Source organism: Bradyrhizobium denitrificans (genome assembly GCF_013179005.1).
GTDB classification, from domain to species: domain Bacteria; phylum Pseudomonadota; class Alphaproteobacteria; order Rhizobiales; family Xanthobacteraceae; genus Bradyrhizobium; species Bradyrhizobium denitrificans.
Genome location: NZ_JABFDP010000003.1, coordinates 33,045 through 57,369, shown reverse-complemented (window position 1 = coordinate 57,369; position 24,325 = coordinate 33,045). Strand labels below are relative to the sequence as shown.

Below are 24,325 nucleotides of genomic sequence, written 5' to 3'. Positions count from 1 at the left end.
TCACCGCCGTGCGGCCTGCCAGCGCAACAGCCGGCTCTCCGCCGCCCCCATCGCGAGCGCGGTGATATAGCCGATGATACCGAGCAGCATCACGCCGGCGAACAGGTCGGCCGAGCGGAACGCGCGGGCCGACAGCAGCACCCATTGGCCGAGGCCGTCGAGGCCGGCGAGCATCTCGCAGACGACGGCGAGGATCAGCGCGACCGTCAGGCTGAGCCGCATGCCGGCGAGAATGTCGGGGGCCGCTGATGGCAGCGCGATCTTGAAGATCACGGCGAGCCGCGACATGTGCAGCACCCGCGCGACCTCATAGAGCCGTGGCTCGACCGCGGCGAAGCCGTGGATGGTTCCGAGCAGCATCGGCCACAGCGAGCCGAACGCGATCACGAACAGCGCCATGCTTTGGTTCAGGCCGAACGCCGCGATCGCGACCGGAATGATCGCCGACACCGGCAGCGGCCGCAGCAGCTCGAGCGTCGGCGCGACATAGATGCGCATCGCCTTCGACGAGCCGATCATCGCGCCGAGCGCGATGCCGGCGACCGACGCCAGCAGCCAGCCATAGGCCATGTGCGTCAGTGTGCCCGTGAGCTTGGTCAGGAGATCGCCGCTCGTGAAGCCGCGCAGCAGCGACGCCCAGGCGCGGTCGGGACCGGGCAGGAACACCGGCGATATCAGGCGTCGGTCGGCCGCGAGCTGCCACAGCGCGATGACGCCGGCGGCGACCACGAAGCTGGCGCAACGCCAGGCGATCACGGACCATCTCATGCGTTGTCATCCGTCAATGCGGCGCGGCCGAAGAGCGTCTGCTGCGCAGCCGTCAAAGCGGCGTTGAGCGCGAATCCGGTCACGCCGATCCACACCAGATAGGCCAGCATCAGGTCCGGCCGCAGCGCCTGCTGCGCCGTCATGATGCCGGCGCCGAGGCCGAGCGGGTTGATCGCGATCTCCACCGTGACCGCGACGATCAGCGCGATGCCGGCGGCGAGCCGAAACGCCAGGACGATTCGGGGCAGGGCGGCGGGAAGCACGATTTTCCTGATGCGATCGAGCTGCGTCAGCCGCAGCACGCGCGCCACCTCGATCAGCCGCGGCTCGATGCCGCCGACCGCGGCACGCGTCACGATCAGCACGGGCCAGACGCAGGCGAAGGCCACGATCGCGATCTCCATGCGATAGCCGAAGCCGAGTGCGATCAGGGCGATCGGCAGCAGCGCCACCGACGGGATCGGCCGGATGGCTTCGATCGTCACTTCCATCAGCCGGCTGAGAACGTGCGAGAGCCCCAGCGCGACGCCCAGCACAAGGCCGATGGCGCCCCCGATCGCGAGCCCGGCGAAGGCCGAGGCCAGCGTGTCACGCGTCGCCGCGAGCAGCGAGCCGTCGGCCAGCGCGCCCGCCAGCGCGAGCGCGATCGCGCTCGGTGGCGCCAGCGAGTCGCTTTGCACGGCGGCGAGCCGCATCCAGGCCTCGAAGACCAGCAGCGCCGCGATCGGCAACAGCAGGGGCTTGATGCGCTCCCGCATGCTCATTCGCTCGCCTTGATGAAGTCGAACAGCGCACGCCGCAGCCGCAGGAATTCCGGATGCTCCCGCGTCGCCAATTGATCGCGCGGCCGCGGCAGGTCGATTGTCAGCTCCAGGCCGACGCGGCCAGGATGCGGCAACAGCCCCACGACCCGGTCGCCGAGATAGATCGCCTCTTCGAGATCATGCGTCACGAACACGACCGTGGCGCCGGTCGACGCGACCAGCGCCAGCATTTCGTCCTGCAATCCCTGCCGTGTCATCGCATCCAGCGCGCCGAACGGCTCGTCCATCAGCAGCACCTTGGGGTCTTGCGCGAGGCAGCGCGCGATCTGCAGCCGCTGCTGCATGCCACCGGACATCTCCGTCGGATACTTCGCCGCATGGCCGGCGAGCCCCACCTTGGCCAGCAGCTCGGCGATGCGCGCCGCGCGCTGCGCCGAGGGCATGCCGATCGTCTCCAGCGCCAGCGAGACGTTGCCGGCCGCCGTGCGCCACGGCAGCAGCGCCTTGCCGTAATCCTGGAACACGACGGCGATCTCGCGCCGGGGAGCGCGCATGACCTCGCCCTCGAAGCGCACTGCGCCGCCGGTCGGCTGATAGAGGCCGGCGGCGAGCCGCAGGGCCGTCGTCTTGCCGCAGCCGGAAGCGCCGACCACGCACAGGATCTCGCCGGCCGCGACCTCGAGGCTGATGGTGTCGATGATGGCCTTGCCGCCGAGCACCAGCGCGACCTTGTCGAACGCGATCTGCGCGCGCGCAGGCGCGGGAGACGATTGCACCAAAGCGAGAGCAGGCTCTGCCATCTTAGTCTCCCTTCGGTCGGTGGAATGATCGCATGCGACTGGCGGTGGGGTACGCAGTGCGGCCGCCAGCGTCTTTCGAGACGCCCGCCTCCGGCGGGCTCCTCAGGACGAGGACTGACTGTACTGCGAGAACTGAGCCCCTCATGGTGAGGAGCGCCGCTTGCGGCGCGTTCCGACAATGCTCTCGCATCGCCTTGAGAACCATGAGGCCCCGAGCTGAGCGCTGTGTCATTTGCGGCGGCCCTGCTTTGGATCAGGATAGACGATAGCGACAGTGGAGCGCAGGTGGGCCTCGAGCCGCGCCTGCGCGGCGGCGGCATCGCGCGCGAGCACGAGGTCGGCGAGCGCCTCGTGCTCCCGGATGAAGCCGCGGCCATCGTCGAAGCTGCGCATCATGACGCGACGGTAGCGGTAGGCCTGGTCGTAGAGATCGGAATGCGCCGCGAGCAGGCGGCGCGAGCCGCAGGCGGACAGCAGCGCGGTGTGAAATGCCTTATGCAACCGGTCGAACTCCGGCGCACCTTCGCGAAACTCGCTCTGCATGCGCTGGATGTAGCGGCGCATCTGATGCAGCGCGGCGACGATGCTGGCCTCCCATGGGTCGCCACCATTCAGCATCGCCAGCCGCAGCGCCTCCTTCTCGACCACCGTGCGCATCCGTGTGATGTCGACGAGATCGTCACGGCTGACCTCGGCGACGCGAAAGCCGCGCTGCCCGATGCCGACGATCAGGCCGCGCGACACCAGCCGCGACAGTCCCTCGCGCAGCGGCGTCGGCCCGATCTCGTAGCGCTTGGCAAGCTCGACGATCCCAAGCCGCGAGCCGGGGGCGAGGACGCCGGCGACGATATCGCGCTCGATCAGCGCGGCGGCGCGCTCGCTGAGCGTGTCGCCGCTCGGCGGCTCGGTCTGGAGGATCGGGCTTTGTGCCGTCATCAGTCGAGGATCAGCTTCTTGAGGTCGAGCTTGGTCTGCAGCATCTTCTGCGCCGACATCACGTCGATCCACCAGGCGAGCTGTTCGGGCTTCAGCACCGGCTCGGACTGATTGGGCGCCGTCAGCTTGACCAGATCGAGCGGCTGCTTGGTGAACTTGGCGATTGCGGCCGAGGCTTTGTCACGATCATTGTTGACGATCGGCGCCGCCTCGGCGATGGCCGCGCGGAATTTCTTCACCGTCGCTGGGTTTTTCTCGGCCCATTCGCGCGACGCTGCGTAGAAGATGATCGGCTCGGTGCGGGCAAGCTCGGCCGCGTAACGCGCGCCGACGGTGCCGAGATTGGCGTTGCTCATGCGCATCACGAACGGTTCGGCGGTCAGCACGGCGTCGACACCGCCCGACTTGATCGTGTCGGCCATGGTCGGGAATGTGACCTCGACGAAGTTGACGCTCTTGGGGTCGACGCCTTTCTCCACCAGCCATTTCACGAACAGCACGTGCAGGAAGGCGCCGATGCCGGGCGCGCCGACTTTCCTGCCCTTGAAGTCCTGCGGGCTGTTGATGGTGATGCCGTTGCGCACGAAGGCGGCGATGGCGTCGTTGGAGGTCTTGTTCATGATCGACGCGCCGGACACCGCGACGAGGTCGAGCCCGCCATCGGCGGCCTGCAGGAAGACCGTGGAGGTCGGCCCGCCGATCTGGATCGAGTTGGACAGGATGGCAGCGGGGATGTTCGAATTGATCCCGATCAGCACCATCTCGGCGTCGAGCCCATGCTTCTTGAAGATGCCCTCGTCGACCGCGATCATCGCCGATGCGCAGTCCGAAGTGGCCGTGCAGCCGATCTGGATCTTCTCGGCAAGTGCCGCTGATGTCAGTGCGAACGCGGTCAGCACCGAGCCGACAACAGCACCCGTGAGCCGATGACGCATTGTTGACTCCTCCCCGGGCGTCCATTCGAACGCCTCTTGTTTATCGATATTTTCTATGTTTGTATATTTTCAGATAGAACACAAGGGGAGGCCGGCGTGAAACTTGCGACATTTCGAACCGAGGGCGGGGAGCGGATCGGCGTGGTCCATGCCGGCGATACCAAGCTCTTTGATCTCGCCGCGGTCGCCGGGCGGACCGGAACGGCCAATCCGGCCTTCGCTTCGATGCTGTCGCTGATCGATGCCGGTGAGGGCGGGCTCGATGCCGCACGCGCGCTGGTCGAGCGGTATGGCAATGATGAGAGCCTGTCGCGCGACGTCGCCAGCACCGAGCTTCTCGCGCCGGTGCCGGAGCCGCGGCAGATGCGCGACGGCATGTCGTTCCCGCTGCACATCCTGCAGGCGCCGCGCGGCCAGTTGAAGCTTGCGGCGCGCCAGCGCGGCGATGCGGACGAACTCGCGCGCATCGATGCGGAGCCGCTGGGAGAGTTGCCGGACGTCTATCGCAAGGTGCCGATCTTCTACATCACCAACCGCTTCAGCGTGCGCGGCCCCAACACGACTGTGACATGGCCGCGCTACAGCAAGGTGATGGACTATGAGCTGGAGTTCGGCATCATCACCAGGGGCCGGGGCAAGAATATTCCGGCGGCGAAGGCGCGCGACCACATTTTCGGCTTCACCATCTTCAACGATTTTTCCGCACGCGACACCCAGCGCGTCGAAATGGAGGGGCGGCTCGGCCCTTCCAAGGGCAAAAGCTTCGATGGCGGCAACGTCATGGGACCGTGGATCGTGACGCCGGACGAGATCGGCGATCCCTACCGCCTCAGGATGGAGGCGCGCGTCAATGGCGAGGTGCGCTCGCGCGGCGTCAGCGAGGGCATGCTGTTCTCGTTCGAGGAGCTGATCGCCTATATCAGCAAGGACGAGACGTTGATGCCGGGCGAGTTCATCGGCTCGGGCACTGTCGGCAATGGTTGTGGCCTCGAGCTCGGCTGGTATCTCGAGCATGGCGACGTGATCGAGCTGGAGGTCGAGAAAATAGGTGTACTGAAGAACAGGGTCGAGCGGCAGGACGTCTGACCTGCCATCACGATGCATCGTGCCGACCACGACAACAACAACGGGAGAGGACCGCCCATGGCCCGCAAGCTGATCGACATTTCCGTGCCGCTGCAGAACGATGTCCCGGCCGATCCGCCGGGAACGCATCCGACAATCACCTATATCGACCACCAGCAGGGCCTGCCGCGCATGCTGCAATTCTTCGACGGGTTGAAGGCCGAGGATCTGCCGGACGGGCAGGGATGGGCGGTCGAGCAGGTCAACCTCTCAACCCATAACGGCACGCATCTCGATGCCCCCTGGCACTTCCATCCCACCATGAACCGGGGCGAGCGCGCCTGGACCATCGACGAGGTGCCGTTGGAATGGTGCCTGCAGCCGGGCGTGAAGCTCGACTTCCGGCACTTCCCCGACGGCTATGTGGCGACCGCGAAGGATGTCGAGGAGGAGCTGAAGCGGATCGGGCACACGCTGTCGCCGCTCGAAATCGTCGTCGTCAACACCGCCGCGGGCGCGCGCTACGGCCAGGCCAATTACGTCAATTCAGGCTGCGGCATGGGCTATGAGGCGACGATGTATCTGCTCGAGCGCGGCGTTCGTCTCACCGGCACCGATGGCTGGAGCTGGGATGCGCCGTTCGTGTTCACGGCCAAGACCTATGCCGAGACCCACGACGCCAGCATCATCTGGGAAGGCCACAAAGCCGGCCGCCACATCGGCTATTGCCACCTTGAGAAGCTGCATAATCTGGAGCAGCTGCCATCGACCGGCTTCACCGTGTCGTGCTTCCCGGTGAAGATCGAGCGGGCGTCCGCCGGCTGGACGCGGGCGGTGGCGATCATTGATGCGTGAGGTGGGTTGGCGCTGAGTGAGTGCGCGCCGCAGGTTACTGAATGAGTTGATCACAGATCGAACGGCGATGGTGGCGCACCTCGTCCCGCCTGCGGGCAGGGGTCGGATTGCATCGATAGATGCGATCCGGGTGAGGGGGACTCTCAGCTCAGTCGGTGCGCGTGGTCGCCCCTCACCCCGACCCTCTCCCAGTAAGAACGGGGAGAGGGAGCGCAGCTTCGCCTGGGTCAAAGTCCGGCTAACAACTACACGCCAGCATCACCTCGTTCCGGCGCAGCATCGGCAGGGTCCAGGGCGGGTTGTAGAATGCGAGCAATGGGGATCCGGTGACGGTCAGGCCTTTGCGCTGCGCGTAGTCTCGCAGTTCGCGGGTCTTTTCGGCGATGATGCCGTCGGAATAGGAGCCGGAGAAGGTGATTGCGACCATGCGCTGGGCCGGCAGCGAGTTCAGCTTGATGCGCGTGTCGGCGGGCGGCGGCAGGGTGTCGAGCGACCAGCTCGACGGCATCACGAAGCTGACCTTCCAGCGATCGCTGCCGGTCTCGTCCCCCGGTGCCGGCAATGCCGCTGCCTGTTGCTGCACCGGCGCGGTCATCGCGATCTTCATCCTGCCCTGATTGGCACCGAAGATATAGCCGCCGATGATGCGAAAGCCCTCCTCGATGGCCGGCTTGCGTGCGCCCTGCACCTCGGCCTCCGCAATGATCATCGGCGCATAGGCGCGGATCTCGAAATCGCCATCGCGACTGACGGTGTCGTATTTGGGATGTTCGACTCGGCTCATCAGCGGCCCCGCGGCAATGGCGGCGCCGGCGATCACGAGCATGGCAAGGCTGGCCAGCCAGATCAGCATGCGGCGTCTCCTGGGTGGTGTCGGCTCGGTCATGGCATTGCGCCGTTCGGTTGGGTGTCAACAAAGGAACGAGGCGAGAGGTCCCGCGGATCAGGTGGTGAGTGCATCGCCCACGTCCACCCTTCCAGACGGCCGCCTGCGGCGGGGTCCTCAGCATGAGGTCCGATTCTGTTGCGGCGGGACGAACGTGATCGCGCCACGCTCCTCCTTCACCTGCTCTTCATGGTGAGGAGCGCCGTGCAACTGGTCAAGCTCATCCAGCGGTCGATATGGCCGCGCGTCTCGAACCATGAGGCCAGGGTATCGCGGCAAAGGCCGCAATTCGCGCGCAACACATCCATGGGGTCCGTGTTCGTTGGCTGCTTGCGGTGACCGACCCGACGGGCGACTCAGTCGAGCCGCGAAGACCAACTGCACTGCCGAGCCGCCGTCGCAGGTTCTTGCAAGCGCGCATCCGCGGATGCGCCGAAAGCGATAATTCCGCAGCGTGCTCAGCACGATCACCCCTGTCCAGATGTCAGCGCGAAAATTTCTTTCTTTCGTATTTGCAGAAATGATGCTCTCCTCGCCCCATCCCGCCTCATGCAGAGGGACGTGCGCGTCGTCACGATACGGAGAGGCGGGGAGCGGTGGCCGCGGGTCTGTCAGGCGCTGTTGCGCAAGACGACTGTCAGCTCGCGGACGTTCAAGCCGTGTGGTCCTGGCGTCCCGATGCTGGCGCCAAGCCTGAGTGACATGACGTGTCGCTGAGGTGACGGGGGCAAGAAAGCCGGTCCCCGGGGAGAGCTCGGAGCAGACGTTCACCCATCGCGCAGGGAAGGCCGGGTCTGTCCGGCTGAACCTGTGGTTCCTGCCGCCTGCATTTTTTTCCGCAGGCGGGCCACGGGCCTCAGTCGAGGTCCGGCCTTCCCTGCGCCCTCGCGTTTCCGGCGAGGGTCTCGAGCATCGCTTCGGGCGCGTGTTGCGCTGCGAGGGCGACGGCGCGTGCGCGCATGGTGGCGCTGGCATACTGGATATGCTTATCAGTTGAGCGGGGCGCCGATGCTGGCGCGCCACCACCAACAAATCAGCCGACCGCAACGGGCTGATCCCAGGAGGAAACCCATGGCAGACACCTCACGCCGCGATCTTCTCGTCGCCGGCAGCGCCGCCGCAGCGGCTGCGATTATGACGGACACCTACCCTGCCGCGGCACAGGCCGGGCCGAAGCCGATCTTCGCCGTGCCGGCGACCACCATTCCGATCGTCGGCGAGCAAAGCGTGTTCCCGGTCCGCCGCATCTACTGCATCGGCCGCAACTATGCGGCGCATGCGATCGAGCGTGGCTCCGATCCGAACCGCGAGCCACCGTTCTTCTTCCAGAAGCCGACCGATGCGATCCAGAATGTCGCGATCGGCGAGGTCGCCGATCACCCTTATCCGTCGCTGACCAAGAACTATCACCACGAGGTCGAACTGGTTGCGGCGCTGAAATCCGGCGGCACCAACATCCCGGTCGAGGCTGCGCTCGACCATGTCTATGGTTACGCGCTCGGCCTCGACATGACCCGGCGCGACCTGCAGAACGGGATGGCCGCGGAGAAGAAGCCCTGGGAGATCGGCAAGAGTTTCGACCATGCCGCGGTGATCGGCCCCATCCATCCGGTAACCAAGGTCGGCCATTTCACCAAGGGCGCGATCTCGCTCGCGGTCAACGGCACCGTCCGGCAGAATTCCGATCTCACCAAGATGATCTGGAGTGTCGCCGAGCAGATCGCGAAGCTCTCCGAGGCGTTCGAGCTCAAGGCCGGCGACATCATCTATTCGGGCACGCCGGAGAATGTCGGCCCGGTCGTCAAGGGCGACGTGCTCTTGTGCAAGCTGGAGGGCTTGCCCGACATGTCGATCAAGATCGTGTGACTAGCGGCATGACTCGGACGATGCGGATGCAATCCGATGCGTTCCAATCTTGGCCTCATGGTTCGAGACGCGTTGCGAGCGGCGCTCCTCACCATGAGTCGCGTGCGCCAACTGGCGCTGCATACAAACCATGAGGACGCTGCCGGTTACGGCAGCGTTCTCATGGAGAGGGTCCTGCATCCCTCCGCGTATTCGAACCTCATCCTGAGGAGCGCGCCGAAGGCGCGCGTCTCGAAGGATGGCCGCAAGCTACGGCACGCCGAACACTACCGCAATTTTGCCAGCAGAAGGGCGGCAGACGCATTCATCCCATCGGATGGCGCGCCTGCCGCAGCACTCGCGGTGCCGCCTCCCTCATCGCCTGCTAGACGCCGAGCCTCGTTGTTCCCGCGCAAACAGCCGCTGCCACCTGTTCGCAAGTTTGTGGGCCGACAAAGAGCCGCCTCGCGCCGCCGTCTATCGTCGCCTGCAACAGGCAAGCGAACGAGGGCAGACGTGGCCATCACCATCGAGATCGATCACGCCAGGACGCGCCGCGCGGCGCAGGGGCGGGGCCAGAGCCAGTCCCCGGCTCACGGCCAAGCGCCTGTCCGCAAACCGGCACGATCCCCACGCCAGCTCGGCGGTCCCGTGGTTCCGCAAGGCGTCAAGGGGCCGATCCGCCGGCTCAAATGGCTGATCCTGATGCTCACCCTCTCGGTCTACTACGTCACGCCCTTCATCCGCTGGAACCGCGGCCCGAATGCGCCTGGGCAGGCCGTGCTGCTCGATTTCGCCCATGGAAAACTCTATCTCGGCCCGGCCGAGATCTGGCCGCAGGACCTCTATCTCATCACCGCGGCGATGCTGCTGGCGACATTGATCCTCGTCCTGGTGAATGCACTGGCCGGGCGCTTGTGGTGCGGCTTCGCCTGCCCGCAGACGGTGTGGACCGATCTGTTCCTGCTGGTCGAGCGGCTGGTCGAAGGTGATCGCCGGCAGCGGCTGAAGAATATCGGTGCGCCGCTGACGACGAAGCGGGTGGCGCAGATCGCGACCAAGCACGCGCTGTGGATGATGATCGCGCTTCTCACCGGCGGCACCTTGATCTTCTACTTCACCGACGCGCCGGAACTGGTCCGCGACGTCATTCATGGCGAGATGTCGCCGACCGCCTTGACCTGGACGCTGGTGTTCGCCGGCACGACCTATGGCCTGGCCGGCTTCGCGCGCGAGCAGGTCTGCACCTTCATGTGCCCGTGGCCGCGGCTGCAGGGCGCGATCTGGGACGCCGAAGCCTTCACCGTGAATTACCGCGACTATCGCGGCGAGGTCAGGATGTCGGCGAAGAAGGCCGCCGAGGCCCGCTCGCAGGGGTTGCCGGCCGGCGATTGCGTCGATTGCGGCGCCTGCGTCGCGGTCTGCCCGATCGGCATCGACATCCGCCAGGGGCCGAATTTTGCCTGCATCAATTGCGGCCTCTGCGTCGACGCCTGCGATGGTGTGATGGCCAGGCTCGACCGTCCGCGCGGCCTGATCGACTACGAAAGCTGGGACAATATCGAGCGCGGCCGCGCGGGCCAGCCGCGTGTGTCGCGGCTGCTGCGGCCGAAGACGGTCGGGCTCGCGCTCGCCTGTGTCGCGCTGGCCGGCATCATCGCGGTGTCGTTTGTGACCAAGACCACCGCCGTACTCTCGGTGCAGCACGATCGCGATCCGATGTCGGTGCGGCTGTCGGATGGTTCGGTCCGCAACGCCTATACGGTCAAGCTGCTCAACAAGTCGGCGGCCGTGCAGAGCTTCACGCTCGGCATCAGCGGCGTCGACGCGGCGCTCGCGATTGTCGGTCACGCGACGGCGGATGCGATCACGGTCGAGCCGGACGGCTCCGAGACCCTGCGCGTGACGCTGACCATGCCCGAGCCGCGCGACGCCGATGTCACCTTCCAGGCCATCGGGGCCGGCGGTCAGGTCGTTTTGACCGCGCACGATCGCTTCATCGACCGGTAGAGGAGGGACTACAGATAGGCCTTCGGCAGCAGCATGTGGATGCCCTTGTTGCCGTCGACCAGCTGGGTCACGCGCAGATTGCCGGCCAGCGAGCACAGCATGTAGGCCTGATTGCGCGACAGGTTGGTGCGGGCGCAGACATGCTTGACCATCTCGCGCACCGCCTGCTTGGCGGCGTCGTCGAGATCCTCGTCGAGGCCGATCGACATCAGATGGGTGGCGTTCTCGGCGAAGGGCCAGGTGATGTCCATGTCCTTGCGCACCGTGAGCCGGAAGGTGCCGGTGACGCCGGTCTCGAGCGCGGTGATGCAGACCTCGCCGTCGCCCTGCACGCCATGGCCGTCGCCGGCGAAGAACAATGCGCCCTCGTTGAACACCGGTAGATACAGCGTCGTGCCCGGCCGCAGCTCCTTGTTGTCCATGTTGCCGCCGAAGCTGCGCGGTACCGGCGACCCGCAGCGCCCCCACGCGGGCGGCGGCGCGGTCGCGATGATGCCGAAGAACGGATCGAGCGCGATCTCGGTGCCCCAGGGCATGATGCAGACCTGGCGCTCGTGATCGACCTTCGGGTGGATCGTCTCGTAGTCGGTGAACTCGTCGGGCAGGGTGCCGAGCAAAGGCAGGATCGAGACGAAGCCCCAGTCCTGGCTGACCTTGACGTCGAGGATGTCGACCTGGAGCGTATCACCGGGCTGCGCGCCCTTCACGTGGACGGGACCAGTGATGAAATGCGGGCCCGGCCCCTGGATCAGGGTGTCGAGCGCGGTGAGATAGCCGGGTGGAACGATGCTGCGGTCCTCGGGAAGGGTCTCCTTGCCGCCGGCCGGGAAGGAATGCAGCGTCACGGTGTCGCCGGAGGCGACTTCAAGCACCGGTGGCGTGGTGCTGTCGAGATAGCCCCACACCATGCTCTCATGCGTGGCGGGAATTTCGTGGCGTTTGGACAAGGGCTGCCTCCGTGGGGCGCGAGTCTTCGACGCGATTTCAGGGTAGGATGTCGCGGCGCGCAATGCCAAAAACTGTTCAGCCTTGCTCAGCGTCCCGGCAGATCAGCTCGGTTCCCTGCGCTCGTGTCAATTTTGCCAATGGTCGGCGAGCCGCCGTTCTGGCGCGACGGTCTCATGACCTCGCGCCACGTCGCCGTCGCGCCGCGCGGGCACGACGGGCGGTCGCCCGGGGCGCCTATCAAGCTCATGGAATCCATGCGAGAATGCCGCCAAGGGCAGCGCAGGGGGCTCGAGCATGCGACGTTGTCAGCACACCGCGCACGAGATTCTGGTTCTGCTGGGCGAGGCGGAATCGGGCGTGCCGGTTGCCGAAATTTGCAGCACGGCGGGCGTCTCGCTGCGCACCTTCTATCGCTGGCGCCAGCGCTATGGCGGGCTCAGCAGTCCTGCCCTGCGTCGTTTGAAGGAGCTGGAGATCGAGAACCAGCGACTGCGCACGCTGGTGACCAAGCTCGTCGGCGTCCGGCCGACTTCGGCGCGCGCCGACAAGCCTGCTCCGCGGCCGCTGCGCCAAGATTGCGGCAGCACGCCTCACGGCGGCGCCGGCACGCCGGGACAGGCGCGCGGCGCCGTCATCGGCCGCTATGCCTCGGTGCGCTACGGGCGCTGATCTTTCGTTGCTCTGCTGGGGGGGATCATCGGCCGGATCGCTCCGGCCGATGATGATGTGAGGTCGATCAGCTCACGTCGCGAGCTGATTGCCGATCGGCAGCGCGCGCAGACGCTTGCCGGTGGCGGCAAAGATCGCGTTGGCGAGCGCCGGCGCAAATGGCGGCACGCCCGGCTCGCCGACGCCGCTCGGCGGCGTGTCGGCATCGGCGGGCACGATGTGCACGTTGGTGACCAGCGGCGCCTCGTCGATCCGGACCACCGGATGGTCGTCGAAATTGCGCTGCTGCACCCGGCCGTTCTTGAAGCTGACCTCGCCATATTTGGCGAGGCTCAGCCCCATGATTGCCGCCCCCTCGAGCTGCGACTGGATGCGCTCGGGGTTGACGAAGACACCGCAATCAATCGCGCTGTCGACCTGGTGTACCAAGAGCTTGCCCTTGTCGTCGACCGACACCTCCACGATGGTGGCGATGTAGCTGACGAAGCTGCGATGCGCGGCGATGCCGAGGCCATGGCCTTTGGGAAGCGAGCGGCCCCAATTGCCCTTCTCGGCGACGAACTCGACGACGCGGCGCAGCCGCCCGGTATCGATCGGGTAGCTCTCATAGGGCTCGCCGTAGTTCCAGAGATCCTTCACCGAAGCGAGCTTGACGACGCGCGGCGTGCCGATCAGCTCCAGCAGCATGTCCTTCTGGTCGCGGCCGGTGGCATGCGCGAGCTCGCCGACCATCGACTGCACGGCGAAGGCGCGCGGAATGTTCGAGACCGAGCGGAACCAGCCGATCCGGGTCATCGCCTTGGCGGCCGGGTTCTCGCATTGGATGTTGGCGATCTCGAAAGGCATGTCGACAAGGCCCATGCCGAGCTCGAACGGCGCGGCGTGGTCGGCCCCGGCGGCGAAGGTCGACAGGATCGTCGGCGCGACGCTGCGATGACGCCAGGCGACGACCTTGCCGCTCTTGTCGAGCCCGGCCTCGATCCGCTCGACCGAGACCGTGTGCAGGAAGTCGTGCTGGATGTCGTCGTCACGCGTCCACTGCACCTTGACCGGCGCGCCCAGGGTCTTGGAGAGCAGGGCGGCTTCGAGCGCGAAGTCGCATTTCGATTTACGCCCGAACCCGCCGCCGAGCAGGGTGACGTTGACGGTCACGTTCTCCGGCGGGAGCTGCAGCGTCTTGGCGACGTCCTCGCGGGTGCCGCCGGGACTCTGCACCGGCGCCCAGATCTCGGCCTTGTCGCCCTTCACGTCGGCGACCGCGACCGGCGGCTCCATGCTGGCATGAGCGAAGTGCGGCAAGTAGTACTCGCCGGTGACGATCTTGTCGGCCGACTTCAGCGCGGCCTCGACATCACCCTCCTGGCGCACGACCAGACCCGGCTGGCGCGCGGCGGCTTCGAGCTCGGCGCGATAGGCGACCGAGTCGTAGGCCGCGTTGGGCCCGTCGTCCCACTCGACCTTGAGCGCGTCGCGGCCCTTGATCGCAGCCCCGGTGTTGCGTGCGACGACGGCGACGCCGCCGAGCGGCTGGAACTTCGACGGCCACGGCCAGCCCTTGACCTCGAGAACCTGTTCGACGCCGGGGACCTTCAGGGCTTCGGCCGAGTCAAACGACTTCACCTTGCCGCCTGTCACCGGCGGCCGGGCGATGACGGCGTATTTCATGCCGGGCAGGCGGACATCGGCGCCGTAACGCGCCTTGCCGACGGTGATGTCGTGCAGATCGACGATGCTGACCTGACCCTTGCCCAGATAACGGAAGTCCTTGGGCGACTTCAGTTGCACGCTGTCGACGGCGGGGACCGGCTGATTGGCCGCGTCGGCCGCAAGCTCTCCGAAGCCGAGGCGCTTGCCGCTGGCGCTGTGCACGACCTCGTGGTTGACGGCCTTCACCTCGCTTGCGGGCACGCCAAGCCGCTTGGCTGCGGCGGCTTCGAGCATCGCGCGCGCCATGGCGCCGATCTGGCGCATCGGCAGCAGGTAATGCCGCGTGCTGCGCGAACCGTCGGTGTCCTGGTTGCCGAACTTCACTTCGTCGCCGGGCGCCTGCACCACGCGCACTTTCGTCCAGTCGGCCTCCATCTCCTCCGCCACGATCAGCGGCAGGCTGGTGCGCACGCCGGTGCCCATCTCGGAACGATGGGCGAGGATGGAGACGATGCCGTCGGGCGCGATCGACACGAAAATCTTGGGATCGACCACCGTGCCATGCGGCATCTTGCCGGCGCCGGTCTCATAGGCGGCGAAGGCCGGCCGCGACAGCAGGGGGGCGGCGAGCACGAAGCCGCCGGCCAGGCCGAGCGTCTGCAGGATGGCGCGGCGGGAGACGTTCTCGACCTTGAGATGCCGCTCGAAGCCGCGCCGCGAGGCGGATGTTGCGCTGTCGGGATTTGCGATGATGGTCATGATCACACTCCCGTCGAGGCGAGATGAACCGCGTTTTCGATGCGCTGATAGCAGCCGCAGCGACAGATGTTGCCGGACATCGCGTCCCTGATCTGGTCATGCGACGGCTTCGGATTCTGGTTGAGCAGCGCGGCCGCCTGCATGATCTGGCCGGCCTGGCAGAAGCCGCATTGCGGCACGTTGACCTGTCGCCACGCCTTCTGCACCGGATGGTCGCCGGTCGGATGCAGGCCTTCAATGGTCGTGACCTCGCGCCCCGCCACATCCGAGATCGCAGTGATGCAGGCTCGCGCAGCTTCCTTGTCGACCATCACGGTGCAGGCACCGCACAGCGCCTGGCCACAGCCATATTTGCTGCCGGTCAGGCCGAGCTCATCGCGCAGATACCACAGCAGCGGCAGGCTCGGATCACCATCCCAGCTCTGCTCCTGCCCGTTGATTTTCACCTTGATCATGTTCGCCCTCGCTCTGTCGGACCAATGGTCGTCAGTTCTGATCTTTGGTGGACGCGCGCGAGACCACATGTCCCTGCTGCGCGCGCCGGCTTGATTGAGAATTGTCGGAGAACGACTCATGATAGCAGACCGGGATGGGCATCGGTCTACACAGGCGCGTGTGCTGTCAGGGCAGGCGAGGGCAGAGCGTGCAGCCCGCTGCAATGCAAACGCGGAACATCAAGCGATGCGTCGCTACGAAGCGCGGTCGCGGGTTCAGAACGACGGCAGAAAAAGAATGCCTCGCCGGCGTGGGGCAGGCGAGGCACCAAGTCTTCAGGAAGGAACGCTTCAGTTCATACGCTTGGTCTGCTGCGGCCGTCAGGCCGCCTTTGCTTTCGCCACATGGGTGGCAATCGCATCCATGAGAGCCGGCGACAGGCAGTCATAGGGCTCCAGCCCCAGTTCCTTCAGCCGAGCCCGAATCTCACCCATCTGCTCCGGCTTTACGCCCGACTCGATCACCGAGGAGACGAAGGCGGCAAACGCGGGGGCCGCCGAGCCCTGCTCCTGGAACAGCTCGGGATGGATGAAGTCGAGGCCGTAGAACGGGTGACCCGTGTTCTCGATCCGGCCGTACATGTGGGTGCCGCAGCCAGTGCAGGCGTAGCGTTGAATGACCGCCGAGGGATCGACGATCTTGAGCTTGTCGCCGTTCTCCAGAACCGTGACGTTCTGCCGCGGAACCACGGCGATGACCGAGAAGGTCGCGCCGGAAGGCTTCCAGCACTTGGTGCAGCCGCAGGCGTGGTTGTGGGCGACGTCGCCCTTGACGGCGACCTTCACCGGCCGGTCATGACACTTGCAGACCAGGGTGCCGCCGGCAAAGTGGCCGCTTCCCTGTTTGACGCCGTTGTCGACGTACGGGTGGATGTGGACAGTCATGGCGCAGTCCTCCTCATGGTTGCGTGCTTGGGGTCAGAACACGACGACGGAACGGATCGATTTGCCCTCATGCATCAGGTCGAAGCCTTTGTTGATCTCTTCGAGCTTGAGCGTGTGGGTGATCATCGGGTCGATTTCGATCTTCCCGTTCATGTACCAGTCGACGATCTTGGGGACGTCGGTGCGCCCACGCGCGCCGCCGAACGCAGTGCCCTTCCAGACGCGCCCGGTGACGAGCTGGAATGGGCGGGTAGAGATCTCCTTGCCTGCCTCGGCGACGCCGATGATGATCGATTCGCCCCAGCCGCGGTGGCAGGCTTCGAGCGCTTGGCGCATCACGGTGGTGTTGCCGGTACAGTCGAAGGTGTAGTCGGCGCCGCCATCGGTGAGCGCGACCAGATGCTGAACAATGTCGCCGGTGACCTTCTTCGGGTTGACGAAGTGGGTCATGCCGAAGCGACGGCCCCATTCCTCCTTGCCGTCATTGAGGTCGACGCCGATGATCTTGTCGGCCCCCGCCATCTTGGCGCCCTGGATGACGTTGAGGCCGATGCCGCCGAGACCGAACACGATCACGTTCGAGCCCGGCTCCACCTTCGCCGTGTTGACGACCGCACCGACGCCGGTGGTGACGCCGCAGCCGATGTAGCAGCTCTTGTCGAACGGCGCGTCCTCTCGGATCTTCGCCACCGCGATCTCCGGCAGCACGGTGAAGTTGGAGAAGGTCGAGCAGCCCATGTAATGGTAGATGGTCTGACCCTTATAGCTGAAGCGCGAGGTGCCGTCCGGCATCAAGCCCTTGCCCTGCGTCGCGCGGATTGCGGTGCAGAGATTGGTCTTGCGGCTGAGGCAGCTCTTGCACTGGCGGCACTCCGGTGTGTACAGCGGAATGACATGATCGCCGGGCTTGACCGAGGTCACGCCGGGACCGACCTCGCGCACGATGCCGGCGCCCTCATGGCCGAGGATCGACGGGAAGATGCCTTCGCTGTCGAAACCATCCAGCGTATAGGCATCCGTGTGGCAGATGCCGGTCGCCTTGATCTCGACCAGCACTTCACCGGCCTTCGGTCCTTCGAGGTCAACCTCGACGATCTCCAGCGGTTTCTTGGCTTCGAAAGCGACCGCGGCGCGCGTCTTCATGTCTTAAACTCCTGTTTCATTCTCTTGAGCCCGCGATGCTGCCCGGGTCGCGGACCCCGTCGTCAGTCATTTCTTGCCCATGCAGGAGTTTTCCGCTTCCGTATAGGCTGGCGGCTTGTCCTCGTGCTTGGCCGGGCGAACGCGACCCACCGCGTCATTGCTGCGGGCGCGCAGGTAGATGTAGAGATCGTCCATGTAGCAGGCTACGTTCGGGTTGTCGCCGAACGCGGGCATGACGTTCTCCTGGGCCGTGCTGATGTTCTTACGGCCGCTCGCGACGACGCCGAGGAAATCGCCATAACTCATGTTCTTGACCGAATCCTTCAGCGCGGGCGCATAAGTCGATCCCATGCCGTCGGGCCCATGACAGACGTGGCATTCGGAGTGGTAGCGGCGGTATCCGGAGTAGGTGTACCAATCGACCGATCCGTCGGCGGTCACCTTGTAGGTCGGATTCCCATCCTTATCGAAATACTTCCCATCTTCGGATTTCACGGCCGTCGCGTCGCCCGGGGCTTCCGCCCAGGCTTTTTCGACGACAGTCATTCCGCCGGCTGCCAGGCTCAGAGCCGTGGCGGCCGCAAAACAGATCTTACGCAAGGGCGTCTTCCCTTAAGTTTGGGGGTAGCGAACCGGCGCATGGACATGTCCATGCGCCGGAAGCAGACCGTCAGCTCACTGTTGCGGGAGCGAGAACACGGTGAGCGTGCCGCCGAGAGCGGTGTAGTTGCTCAGCGCTGCGTAGCCACCGACCGCACCGAGACCGGCGGTCGGATCCGTCAGGCCCGCCGCAAGACCGATGCCGGCCCAGCCACCGACACCCGAGAGCACGGCGACATACTGCTTGCCACCGTTCTCATAGGTCGTGACGTTGCCGATGATGCCGGACGGAGTCTTGAACTTGTAGAGCTCCTTGCCCGTCTTGGCATCGACAGCCTTGAGGTAGCCTTCCAGCGTTCCGTAGAACACCACGCCGCCAGCGGTTGCGAGCGCACCCGACCAGACCGAGAACGGCTCCTTGTTCGACCAGGCGATCTTGCCGGTCTTGCCGTCCCAGGCGATGAAGTTGCCCATATGGCTCTCACCCGGAGGCGGATACATCGACAGCGTCGCACCGACATAGGGCTGACCTGCAGTGTAGCTCACCTTGAAGGGTTCGTAGTCCATGCAGACATGGTTGGTCGGCACATAGAACAGCTGCGTGTCCGGAGAATAGGCGGCGGGCTGTTCGTCCTTGGTGCCGAGCGCGGCGGGGCAGATGCCCTTGGTGTTGACGTCTTCGCCCTGCTTGTCGGTCGAGTATTGATCGACCACCTTCGGACGTCCGTAGGTCGCAGAGTTCTTGTCCATGTCGACGCCGGTGGTCCAGTTCACCTTCGGGTCGTACTTCTCGGCGACCAGCAACTCGCCATTGGTGCGATCGAGGGTGTAGGCGAGACCGTTACGATCGAAGTGGGTCAGGAGCTTGCGCGGCTGGCCGTTGATCGCCTGGTCCGACAGGATCATCTCGTTGACGCCGTCATAGTCCCACTCGTCGTGGGGCGTCATCTGATAGACCCACTTCGCCACGCCGGTATCGGCCGCACGCGCGAAGATCGTCATCGACCATTTGTTGTCGCCTGGGCGCTGCTTCGGATTCCAGGTCGAGGGGTTGCCCGAGCCGTAATACACCATGTCGAGCTGCGGATCATAGGAGATCCAGCCCCAGGTGCAGCCGCCGCCGGTCTTCCACTGATCGCCCTGCCAGGTCTTCAGGCTCGAGTCCTTGCCCACCGGCTTGCCGAGCGAGGTGGTGTTGGCATCGAACAGGATCTGGTCATCCGGACCTTCGGAGTAGGCCTTCCAGACCTGCTTGCCGCTCTTGATGTCGTAAGCGGTCATGCTGCACTGGACGCCGAACTCACCGCCGGAGGTGCCGACCAGGACCTTGTCCTTGACGACGAGCGGAGCGGAGGTGCCGGTCTGGCCCTTGCTCGGATCGCCGTTGACGGCGGTCCAGACGTGCTGGCCGGTCTTGGCGTCGATCGCCACCAGCTTGTCGTCGGCCTGGTGCAGGAAGATCTTGCCGTCGCCATAGGCGACGCCGCGATTGACCGTATCGCAGCACATCACCGGAATGACGTTCGGATCCTGCTTCGGCTCGTACCGCCAGACGATCTTGTTGTCCTGCGCCAGATCGATGGCATACACCTTGTTCGGGAACGGCGTATGCACATACATCATGTTGCCCACGATGAGCGGGCCGCCTTCGTGGCCGCGCAGCACGCCGGTGGAGAAGGTCCACGCGACCTGCAGCTTGCCGACGTTCTGGGCGGTGATCTGGTTGAGCTTGGAGTAACGCGTGTTGGCGTAATCTCCTGCCGGCATCACCCAGTCCTTCGGGTTGGCCGACATCTTGACCAGCTCTTCGCTGGCCCATGCGCCACCCGCGGCAAGCGCCGCGACTGACGTCAGACAAGTTGCGAGTAGTACCTTTCGCATCGTCTTTCCTCCCGGGTTCAACTGAGGTTCCGCATTGCGCGGCCCAGTATTCGTTTTCGGCATCATTGATTATCCCCTTCCGGATCGGGAAACTTGCCCAATAGAGAAAAGCGCTTGCTCAAGAGTGAAGCCAACAGAAGATTTTGAAGGAGATTTTGCTTTGCTGGCCCGCAACATGAGGCCCATTCTTGTTGCGTAGCATCAATTTGCAGCACCGTGGTTCCACCGGGGGTTGATGTTTCCCTTGACCTTGCAGACATGAAGGCGGAGGATCACCGGGGACATCTTTGGAACCGATTTGCCGCGCACGCTCGCGCGGCCTTAAAATGGGAGTAATCCGGCTGCAATCTCGTCCGCCGTCCTGCGGCGGACCCGTTGCGTTTCGCTCATGAATCGGTGGATGAATATGTCCGATACGATCCGCTCGCTTAGTACTTCGGGGTTCTCGCCGAAGAGCCAGATTCAACGTTGGTCAGATGCACTGACCGATCTTTGCGGACGTTTCGATATCGACCCGTTGGAAGGGGCGTCATTCGAAGGCCGCATCAATTTCACCACCGTCTCGCGCCTGAAACTCTGCCAGATCGAGGCCAGCCAGCACCGCATCGCACATACCTATGCGCGAGCGCGAGATACGGCACATCCCTACATCAAGATCCTGTTCCAGACCTATGGCGTCTCCTATTTCGAGCAGGATGGCCGGCAGATCGAGATCGGACCGGGCGACTGTCTTGCCTATGATGTCTCGTCGCCGCACACGATCGTCAGCCCCGCGCTGACGCGCCACGATGTCGTCATCGTGCCGAAGGAGTTGCTGCAGGAGCGCGGCTTCCGGTCCGAAAAAATGCCCGCGTACAAATTGTCGGCGCGCAGCGGAACGGGCCGGATCGCGCATGACGTGACGCATGCCGCTTTTGACGAGGCGACTCGGCTGTCGCCCAACTCGGCGGCCAGCGTCGCTGAATCGCTCATCGATCTGTTGTTGTTGCCATTGCGGGAAGCCGATCGGATGTTGGACCGTGCGGGGCCCGAGGCCGTTTACATCCGGGCGCAAGCCTTCATTCGCGAGCATCTGCGCGATCCGGATCTTTGCATCGATCAGATTTCGGCAGCTCTTGGTTGTACCAAGCGTTACCTTCACATGGTCTTCAGCGATCGCGGCATGACGGTCAGCGACTACATCTGGCGAGCCCGGCTGCAACATTGCCGGCAAGAGCTGGAAACGCAGAGCGGCAAGACCATCACCGATGTTGCGTTCTCATGGGGCTTTTCGAGCTCGTCCCATTTCAGCCGCGTGTTCCGCAAATATTTTGGCGTCGTGCCGTCATCGGTTCATAAGACGGCAGCACGCTGAGCGTCCAGGCGCGACGCGCTTCAGCGCGCGCCGCTCCGGATGATCTTCTGGAAGGCATCGCCGAGCACGATCGGCTCGCGTGCAGGCAGGTAGGTCAGTCCCGCCGACCGACCAAGATCGGCCAGAGTTCCGGCAGCTTCCAGGTCCGACAATACTTTGTTGACAGCTGTCAGCAGGTCTGACGAACTGGACAGCGCGACATAGCCACGGTTCACGCCGATTGGATAGCTATAGCCGGATCCGGCGAGCTTCGTCTCAGGGTGAGCGGCCCGATAGGCATCGAAGCGCCGGCTGTCGAGCAGCGTTGCGTCGAACTTGCCTCGTTCAAGCGCCCCCAACAAATCATCCCGCGTCGGAATCAGATGGGTGATGTCCTCGATCAACCGTCCCTTGTCGAACGTCATCAGGATCGCGTCAGCCAATGTGCCGCTCTCGATTCCGAGGCGCAGCCCAGCGAGATCTCCAATGTCGTTGATTCGGCGCTGTGCTGCCGCAGGTCCGAGAACGACCGTTAGTGTCGAGAACAGATAGGGCTTGCTCGGTATCAAGGCGCCCAGCGGGATGCGGCGCCGGCGATCGTCACGCGTCGCGCCATCGAAATCCGGCAGCTTGGCCGTCTTGACGCCGGGTTGGACCAGTCCATCCTGGGTGAAGGCATAGCTGCCGAGCAGCGCGCATCTGCCGTCCGAAAGCAGTGCATTGGCTTCCAGAGCCGGACTGGAATCCTCGTCGAGCTTGCTTTCGAACCATTGGATTTCGAGCTTCTTGCCGAGACGTTCAGCGATCGCCTGTCCGAGGAGAATATCGAAACCGCTGCCTGGCTGACCGCGATGATGCGCCGAGAGCGGTGGAAGATTTTCGTCCAGGCAGATGCGCAACACGTCGTCAGCGGCCGAAGCCGCTGTCGACATTGTTGAAATCATGCAGGCGGCCACCCAGCAAGCGAGACGGCGCGTCATTGCGCTCTCCGGCTCGAAACATAGGCCCAAAGAGCGGTGATCTCATCATCGCTGAGAATGTCACCCCATGGCGGCATGCGGCCGTTCTTGCCTTGCTTCACGGTGGTCACGAAGCGTGGCTGGTCGTCAGGAAACCGGCGCAAGTCCGGTGTGACCGTGCCGGAGTTCACCATGTTCGGGCCATGGCAATGCGAACATTTCTGCGCGAATGTCGTCTTGCCGAGGTCCACTTGGCCGTGTGCAGCAGTCTCATCCTGTTGGGCGAAGGCGGCGGTCGAGAGGATGCTCGAGGTCGCCACGACGGCGGCGAAGGTCGCCGCCGTTCTCATGAACATGTTCTGTCTCACGGGCGTCCAAACTCAGTTCTTGACCGCGAAAACCCACAGCGAGCCGCCCGCCGGCACATTGGCCAGTCGCTCGTCGCCGGAGAACAGGGAATAGACACCGCCATAGCCGGAGGTGACGGCGACGTACTGAACGCCATCCTGCTGCCAGGTGACAGGCTGCCCCTCGATGCCCGAGCCGGTTTGGAACTGCCACAGCTTCTTGCCGCTGTCGGCATCAAAGGCCTCGAACTCGCCCGTCAGCTTGCCCGAGAACACGACGCCGCCGGCCGTCGACAGCACGCCCGAGAAGCGCGGAATGTCGCTCGGCTGCTCCCATTTGGTCTTGCCGGTCATGGGATCGATGGCCTTGAGCTGGCCACGCGGACCTTCCGGCCAATCCCACAGATCGGTCAGATCCATGCCGAGATACCACTCGCCGGCCTTGTAGGTGGCAGGCTCGGTCTTGTAGTGGCCGCCGAAGACGAGGGTGTTGGCGTAAGCCAGTCCGGTCTGCGGATTGAACGACATCGGCTGCCAGTTCTTGCCGCCAAGGATCGACGGATAGACCGTGACCTTCTTGCCCTCGCGCGCATCACGCGTGACATCGGTCTCGACCGGCTTGCCGGTCTTCAGATCGATGCTGGAGGCCCAGTTGACTTTCACATAGGGGTTGGCAGCCAGCAGCTTGCCGTTGGAGCGATCAAGCACGTAGAAGAAGCCGTTGCGGTTGGCGTTCATCAGCACCTTGGTCGGCTTGCCCTCGACGTTCATGTCGGCGAGCACCATCTCCGCGACCGCGTCATAATCGAACGGATTGTTCGGCGAGAACTGGAAGTGCCACTTCATCTTCCCGGTCTTGGGGTCGAGCGCGAGCACCGAGCAGGTGTAGAGATTGTCGCCGGGCCGCACCGCCGCGTTGAACGGACCGGGGTTGCCGACGCCCCAGAACACGGTGTTCTGCTCGGGATCGTATGAGCCGGTGATCCAGGTCGAGCCACCGCCCAGTTTCCAGGTGTCGCCCTTCCAGGTGTCGCCGCCGGGCTCGTCCGGAGTGGGAACGGTGTGGGTACGCCACAAATGCTTGCCCGTGGCCGGATCCCAGCCATCGATGAAGCCGCGGGTCCCGAACTCGGCACCGGAGATACCCGTGATCACGACGCCGTCCGCCACCAGCGGCGCCACGGTCATCGAATAGCCTTCCTTGATGTCGGCGGCCTTCTGACGCCACAGCTCCTTGCCGGTCTTGGCATCGAGCGCGATCACATTGGCATCGAGCGTTGTGCGGAAGACCTTGCCGTCGAACAGGGCGGCACCGCGGTTGATGATGCCGCAGCACACGACGCGCGGCGTCTCGGCGGGATAGTCGATCTTGCTCTTCCAGATCTGCTTGCCGGTCTTGGCGTCGACCGCCATCGTGGCGTTGTGAGTCGTGACGTAGAGCACGCCCTGATAAACGAGCGGCTGCGACTCCTCGCTGCGGTCATCGGCGAAGCTGTAATTCCACACCGGAACCAGGTTCTTCGCGTTGTCTTTGTTGATCTGCGTGAGCGGGCTGAACCGCTGCAGATTGTAGCCCATCCCGTAGTTCAGGACGTTTGCCGTATCAGTGGCACCCTTGACCAACTGATCGGCACTCTGCGCGCTTGCACCATGTGATGCAAAGATGGCGAGGCCTGCGGCCAGCGCGATCCGCTTCATTCATTTCCTCCAAGATTTTTGATGCGCGCCTATTCTGACGCTGCGGGAACAACACTCCCCTCGAAATCGGGAAGCGTCAATATGAAAAGGTGGGCAGT

General features: G+C 64.6%; 22 protein-coding genes. 6 read left to right on the top strand and 16 right to left on the bottom strand.

Annotation, left to right across the window (positions count from 1 at the left end; genetic code table 11):
* The 5 genes from HL671_RS03775 to HL671_RS03755 form a co-directional block, all read right to left on the bottom strand.
* Positions 1–768 carry an ABC transporter permease gene (locus HL671_RS03775; RefSeq protein ID WP_012045875.1) on the bottom strand — a complete coding sequence of 256 codons (768 nt, stop codon included), beginning with the start codon at positions 766–768 and terminating at the stop codon, positions 1–3.
* A complete protein-coding gene (locus HL671_RS03770; RefSeq protein ID WP_172235645.1) occupies positions 765–1,532 on the bottom strand; it encodes an ABC transporter permease in 768 nt (255 codons plus the stop codon). Before HL671_RS03770 ends, HL671_RS03775 begins: the two co-directional genes overlap by 4 nt.
* On the bottom strand, positions 1,529–2,332 hold the full coding sequence (locus tag HL671_RS03765) for an ABC transporter ATP-binding protein (protein WP_172235644.1): 804 nt from the start codon (positions 2,330–2,332) through the stop codon (positions 1,529–1,531). The genes HL671_RS03770 and HL671_RS03765 overlap by 4 nt, the downstream gene beginning before the upstream one ends.
* Positions 2,333–2,560: 228 nt before the next feature.
* Positions 2,561–3,268 carry a GntR family transcriptional regulator gene (locus HL671_RS03760; protein WP_172235643.1) on the bottom strand — a complete coding sequence of 236 codons (708 nt, stop codon included), beginning with the start codon at positions 3,266–3,268 and terminating at the stop codon, positions 2,561–2,563.
* Positions 3,268–4,203: an ABC transporter substrate-binding protein gene (locus tag HL671_RS03755; protein WP_172235642.1), complete on the bottom strand. Its 936-nt coding sequence runs from the start codon at positions 4,201–4,203 to the stop codon at positions 3,268–3,270. The genes HL671_RS03760 and HL671_RS03755 overlap by 1 nt, the downstream gene beginning before the upstream one ends.
* A 96-nt stretch (positions 4,204–4,299) precedes the next feature.
* Here HL671_RS03755 and HL671_RS03750 point away from each other — a divergent pair, with 96 nt between their 5' ends.
* A complete protein-coding gene (locus HL671_RS03750) occupies positions 4,300–5,289 on the top strand; it encodes a fumarylacetoacetate hydrolase family protein (protein WP_172235757.1) in 990 nt (329 codons plus the stop codon).
* A gap of 57 nt (positions 5,290–5,346) precedes the next feature.
* Positions 5,347–6,123 carry a cyclase family protein gene (locus tag HL671_RS03745; protein WP_172235641.1) on the top strand — a complete coding sequence of 259 codons (777 nt, stop codon included), beginning with the start codon at positions 5,347–5,349 and terminating at the stop codon, positions 6,121–6,123.
* A gap of 238 nt (positions 6,124–6,361) precedes the next feature.
* On the opposite strand, the gene HL671_RS03740 is transcribed toward HL671_RS03745, so the two are convergent.
* Positions 6,362–6,976 (bottom strand): SOUL family heme-binding protein, encoded by a 615-nt coding sequence (locus HL671_RS03740; RefSeq protein WP_012045868.1) that lies wholly within the window; start codon positions 6,974–6,976, stop codon positions 6,362–6,364.
* Positions 6,977–8,080: 1,104 nt separating this feature from the next.
* Between HL671_RS03740 and HL671_RS03735 the strand changes: the two genes are divergently transcribed.
* Positions 8,081–8,875: a fumarylacetoacetate hydrolase family protein gene (locus HL671_RS03735; protein WP_172235640.1), complete on the top strand. Its 795-nt coding sequence runs from the start codon at positions 8,081–8,083 to the stop codon at positions 8,873–8,875.
* A 495-nt stretch (positions 8,876–9,370) separates the two neighbouring features.
* A complete protein-coding gene (ccoG, locus tag HL671_RS03730) occupies positions 9,371–10,864 on the top strand; it encodes a cytochrome c oxidase accessory protein CcoG (RefSeq protein ID WP_172235639.1) in 1,494 nt (497 codons plus the stop codon).
* Between the two features lie 8 nt (positions 10,865–10,872).
* On the opposite strand, the gene HL671_RS03725 is transcribed toward ccoG, so the two are convergent.
* Complete coding sequence (locus tag HL671_RS03725) at positions 10,873–11,811, bottom strand: acetamidase/formamidase family protein (protein WP_172235638.1); 939 nt, start codon at positions 11,809–11,811, stop codon at positions 10,873–10,875.
* 295 nt (positions 11,812–12,106) lie between these two features.
* Here HL671_RS03725 and HL671_RS03720 point away from each other — a divergent pair, with 295 nt between their 5' ends.
* Positions 12,107–12,481 (top strand): transposase, encoded by a 375-nt coding sequence (locus HL671_RS03720; RefSeq protein WP_172235637.1) that lies wholly within the window; start codon positions 12,107–12,109, stop codon positions 12,479–12,481.
* 72 nt (positions 12,482–12,553) lie between these two features.
* On the opposite strand, the gene HL671_RS03715 is transcribed toward HL671_RS03720, so the two are convergent.
* From HL671_RS03715 to xoxF5, 6 genes are all read right to left on the bottom strand, one after another.
* Positions 12,554–14,887: a xanthine dehydrogenase family protein molybdopterin-binding subunit gene (locus tag HL671_RS03715; RefSeq protein ID WP_172235636.1), complete on the bottom strand. Its 2,334-nt coding sequence runs from the start codon at positions 14,885–14,887 to the stop codon at positions 12,554–12,556.
* 2 nt (positions 14,888–14,889) lie between these two features.
* Complete coding sequence (locus HL671_RS03710; protein WP_012045862.1) at positions 14,890–15,342, bottom strand: (2Fe-2S)-binding protein; 453 nt, start codon at positions 15,340–15,342, stop codon at positions 14,890–14,892.
* Positions 15,343–15,702: 360 nt separating this feature from the next.
* On the bottom strand, positions 15,703–16,266 hold the full coding sequence (gene gfa, locus HL671_RS03705; RefSeq protein WP_012045861.1) for an S-(hydroxymethyl)glutathione synthase: 564 nt from the start codon (positions 16,264–16,266) through the stop codon (positions 15,703–15,705).
* 33 nt (positions 16,267–16,299) lie between these two features.
* A complete protein-coding gene (locus tag HL671_RS03700) occupies positions 16,300–17,409 on the bottom strand; it encodes an S-(hydroxymethyl)glutathione dehydrogenase/class III alcohol dehydrogenase (RefSeq protein ID WP_012045860.1) in 1,110 nt (369 codons plus the stop codon).
* A 66-nt stretch (positions 17,410–17,475) separates the two neighbouring features.
* Entirely contained in the window at positions 17,476–17,955 is a 480-nt protein-coding gene (locus HL671_RS03695) for a c-type cytochrome, methanol metabolism-related (protein WP_012045859.1), read from the bottom strand.
* Positions 17,956–18,084: 129 nt separating this feature from the next.
* Positions 18,085–19,890, bottom strand: a complete 1,806-nt coding sequence (gene xoxF5, locus HL671_RS03690) for a lanthanide-dependent methanol dehydrogenase XoxF5 (protein WP_012045858.1) — start codon at positions 19,888–19,890, stop codon at positions 18,085–18,087.
* Positions 19,891–20,296: 406 nt separating this feature from the next.
* Between xoxF5 and HL671_RS03685 the strand changes: the two genes are divergently transcribed.
* The gene (locus HL671_RS03685) at positions 20,297–21,244 is read left to right on the top strand and encodes a helix-turn-helix domain-containing protein (RefSeq protein ID WP_172235756.1); all 948 of its coding nucleotides are present in this window, start codon (positions 20,297–20,299) and stop codon (positions 21,242–21,244) included.
* Positions 21,245–21,264: 20 nt separating this feature from the next.
* On the opposite strand, the gene HL671_RS03680 is transcribed toward HL671_RS03685, so the two are convergent.
* Genes HL671_RS03680 through HL671_RS03670 form a run of 3 tightly spaced genes read right to left on the bottom strand, consistent with a single transcriptional unit; the run spans position 21,265 to position 24,227 of the window.
* The gene (locus HL671_RS03680) at positions 21,265–22,203 is read right to left on the bottom strand and encodes a substrate-binding periplasmic protein (RefSeq protein ID WP_172235635.1); all 939 of its coding nucleotides are present in this window, start codon (positions 22,201–22,203) and stop codon (positions 21,265–21,267) included.
* Positions 22,200–22,538, bottom strand: a complete 339-nt coding sequence (locus HL671_RS03675) for a c-type cytochrome (RefSeq protein ID WP_172235634.1) — start codon at positions 22,536–22,538, stop codon at positions 22,200–22,202. Before HL671_RS03675 ends, HL671_RS03680 begins: the two co-directional genes overlap by 4 nt.
* Positions 22,539–22,562: 24 nt before the next feature.
* Complete coding sequence (locus HL671_RS03670) at positions 22,563–24,227, bottom strand: methanol/ethanol family PQQ-dependent dehydrogenase (RefSeq protein WP_012045854.1); 1,665 nt, start codon at positions 24,225–24,227, stop codon at positions 22,563–22,565.
* Positions 24,228–24,325 lie beyond the last annotated feature (98 nt).

What these genes read in the sequence shown, in the direction of transcription:
- HL671_RS03775 (WP_012045875.1), bottom strand. Translation starts at nt 768, where the DNA reads ATGAGATGGTCCGTGATCGCCTGGCGTTGCGCCAGCTTCGTGGTCGCC.
- HL671_RS03770 (WP_172235645.1), bottom strand. Translation starts at nt 1,532, where the DNA reads ATGAGCATGCGGGAGCGCATCAAGCCCCTGCTGTTGCCGATCGCGGCG.
- HL671_RS03765 (WP_172235644.1), bottom strand. Translation starts at nt 2,332, where the DNA reads ATGGCAGAGCCTGCTCTCGCTTTGGTGCAATCGTCTCCCGCGCCTGCG.
- HL671_RS03760 (WP_172235643.1), bottom strand. Translation starts at nt 3,268, where the DNA reads ATGACGGCACAAAGCCCGATCCTCCAGACCGAGCCGCCGAGCGGCGAC.
- HL671_RS03755 (WP_172235642.1), bottom strand. Translation starts at nt 4,203, where the DNA reads ATGCGTCATCGGCTCACGGGTGCTGTTGTCGGCTCGGTGCTGACCGCG.
- HL671_RS03745 (WP_172235641.1), top strand. Translation starts at nt 5,347, where the DNA reads ATGGCCCGCAAGCTGATCGACATTTCCGTGCCGCTGCAGAACGATGTC.
- HL671_RS03740 (WP_012045868.1), bottom strand. Translation starts at nt 6,976, where the DNA reads ATGCTGATCTGGCTGGCCAGCCTTGCCATGCTCGTGATCGCCGGCGCC.
- HL671_RS03735 (WP_172235640.1), top strand. Translation starts at nt 8,081, where the DNA reads ATGGCAGACACCTCACGCCGCGATCTTCTCGTCGCCGGCAGCGCCGCC.
- HL671_RS03720 (WP_172235637.1), top strand. Translation starts at nt 12,107, where the DNA reads ATGCGACGTTGTCAGCACACCGCGCACGAGATTCTGGTTCTGCTGGGC.
- HL671_RS03715 (WP_172235636.1), bottom strand. Translation starts at nt 14,887, where the DNA reads ATGACCATCATCGCAAATCCCGACAGCGCAACATCCGCCTCGCGGCGC.
- HL671_RS03710 (WP_012045862.1), bottom strand. Translation starts at nt 15,342, where the DNA reads ATGATCAAGGTGAAAATCAACGGGCAGGAGCAGAGCTGGGATGGTGAT.
- gfa (WP_012045861.1), bottom strand. Translation starts at nt 16,266, where the DNA reads ATGACTGTCCACATCCACCCGTACGTCGACAACGGCGTCAAACAGGGA.
- HL671_RS03700 (WP_012045860.1), bottom strand. Translation starts at nt 17,409, where the DNA reads ATGAAGACGCGCGCCGCGGTCGCTTTCGAAGCCAAGAAACCGCTGGAG.
- HL671_RS03695 (WP_012045859.1), bottom strand. Translation starts at nt 17,955, where the DNA reads ATGACTGTCGTCGAAAAAGCCTGGGCGGAAGCCCCGGGCGACGCGACG.
- xoxF5 (WP_012045858.1), bottom strand. Translation starts at nt 19,890, where the DNA reads ATGCGAAAGGTACTACTCGCAACTTGTCTGACGTCAGTCGCGGCGCTT.
- HL671_RS03685 (WP_172235756.1), top strand. Translation starts at nt 20,297, where the DNA reads ATGTCCGATACGATCCGCTCGCTTAGTACTTCGGGGTTCTCGCCGAAG.
- HL671_RS03680 (WP_172235635.1), bottom strand. Translation starts at nt 22,203, where the DNA reads ATGACGCGCCGTCTCGCTTGCTGGGTGGCCGCCTGCATGATTTCAACA.
- HL671_RS03675 (WP_172235634.1), bottom strand. Translation starts at nt 22,538, where the DNA reads ATGTTCATGAGAACGGCGGCGACCTTCGCCGCCGTCGTGGCGACCTCG.
- HL671_RS03670 (WP_012045854.1), bottom strand. Translation starts at nt 24,227, where the DNA reads ATGAAGCGGATCGCGCTGGCCGCAGGCCTCGCCATCTTTGCATCACAT.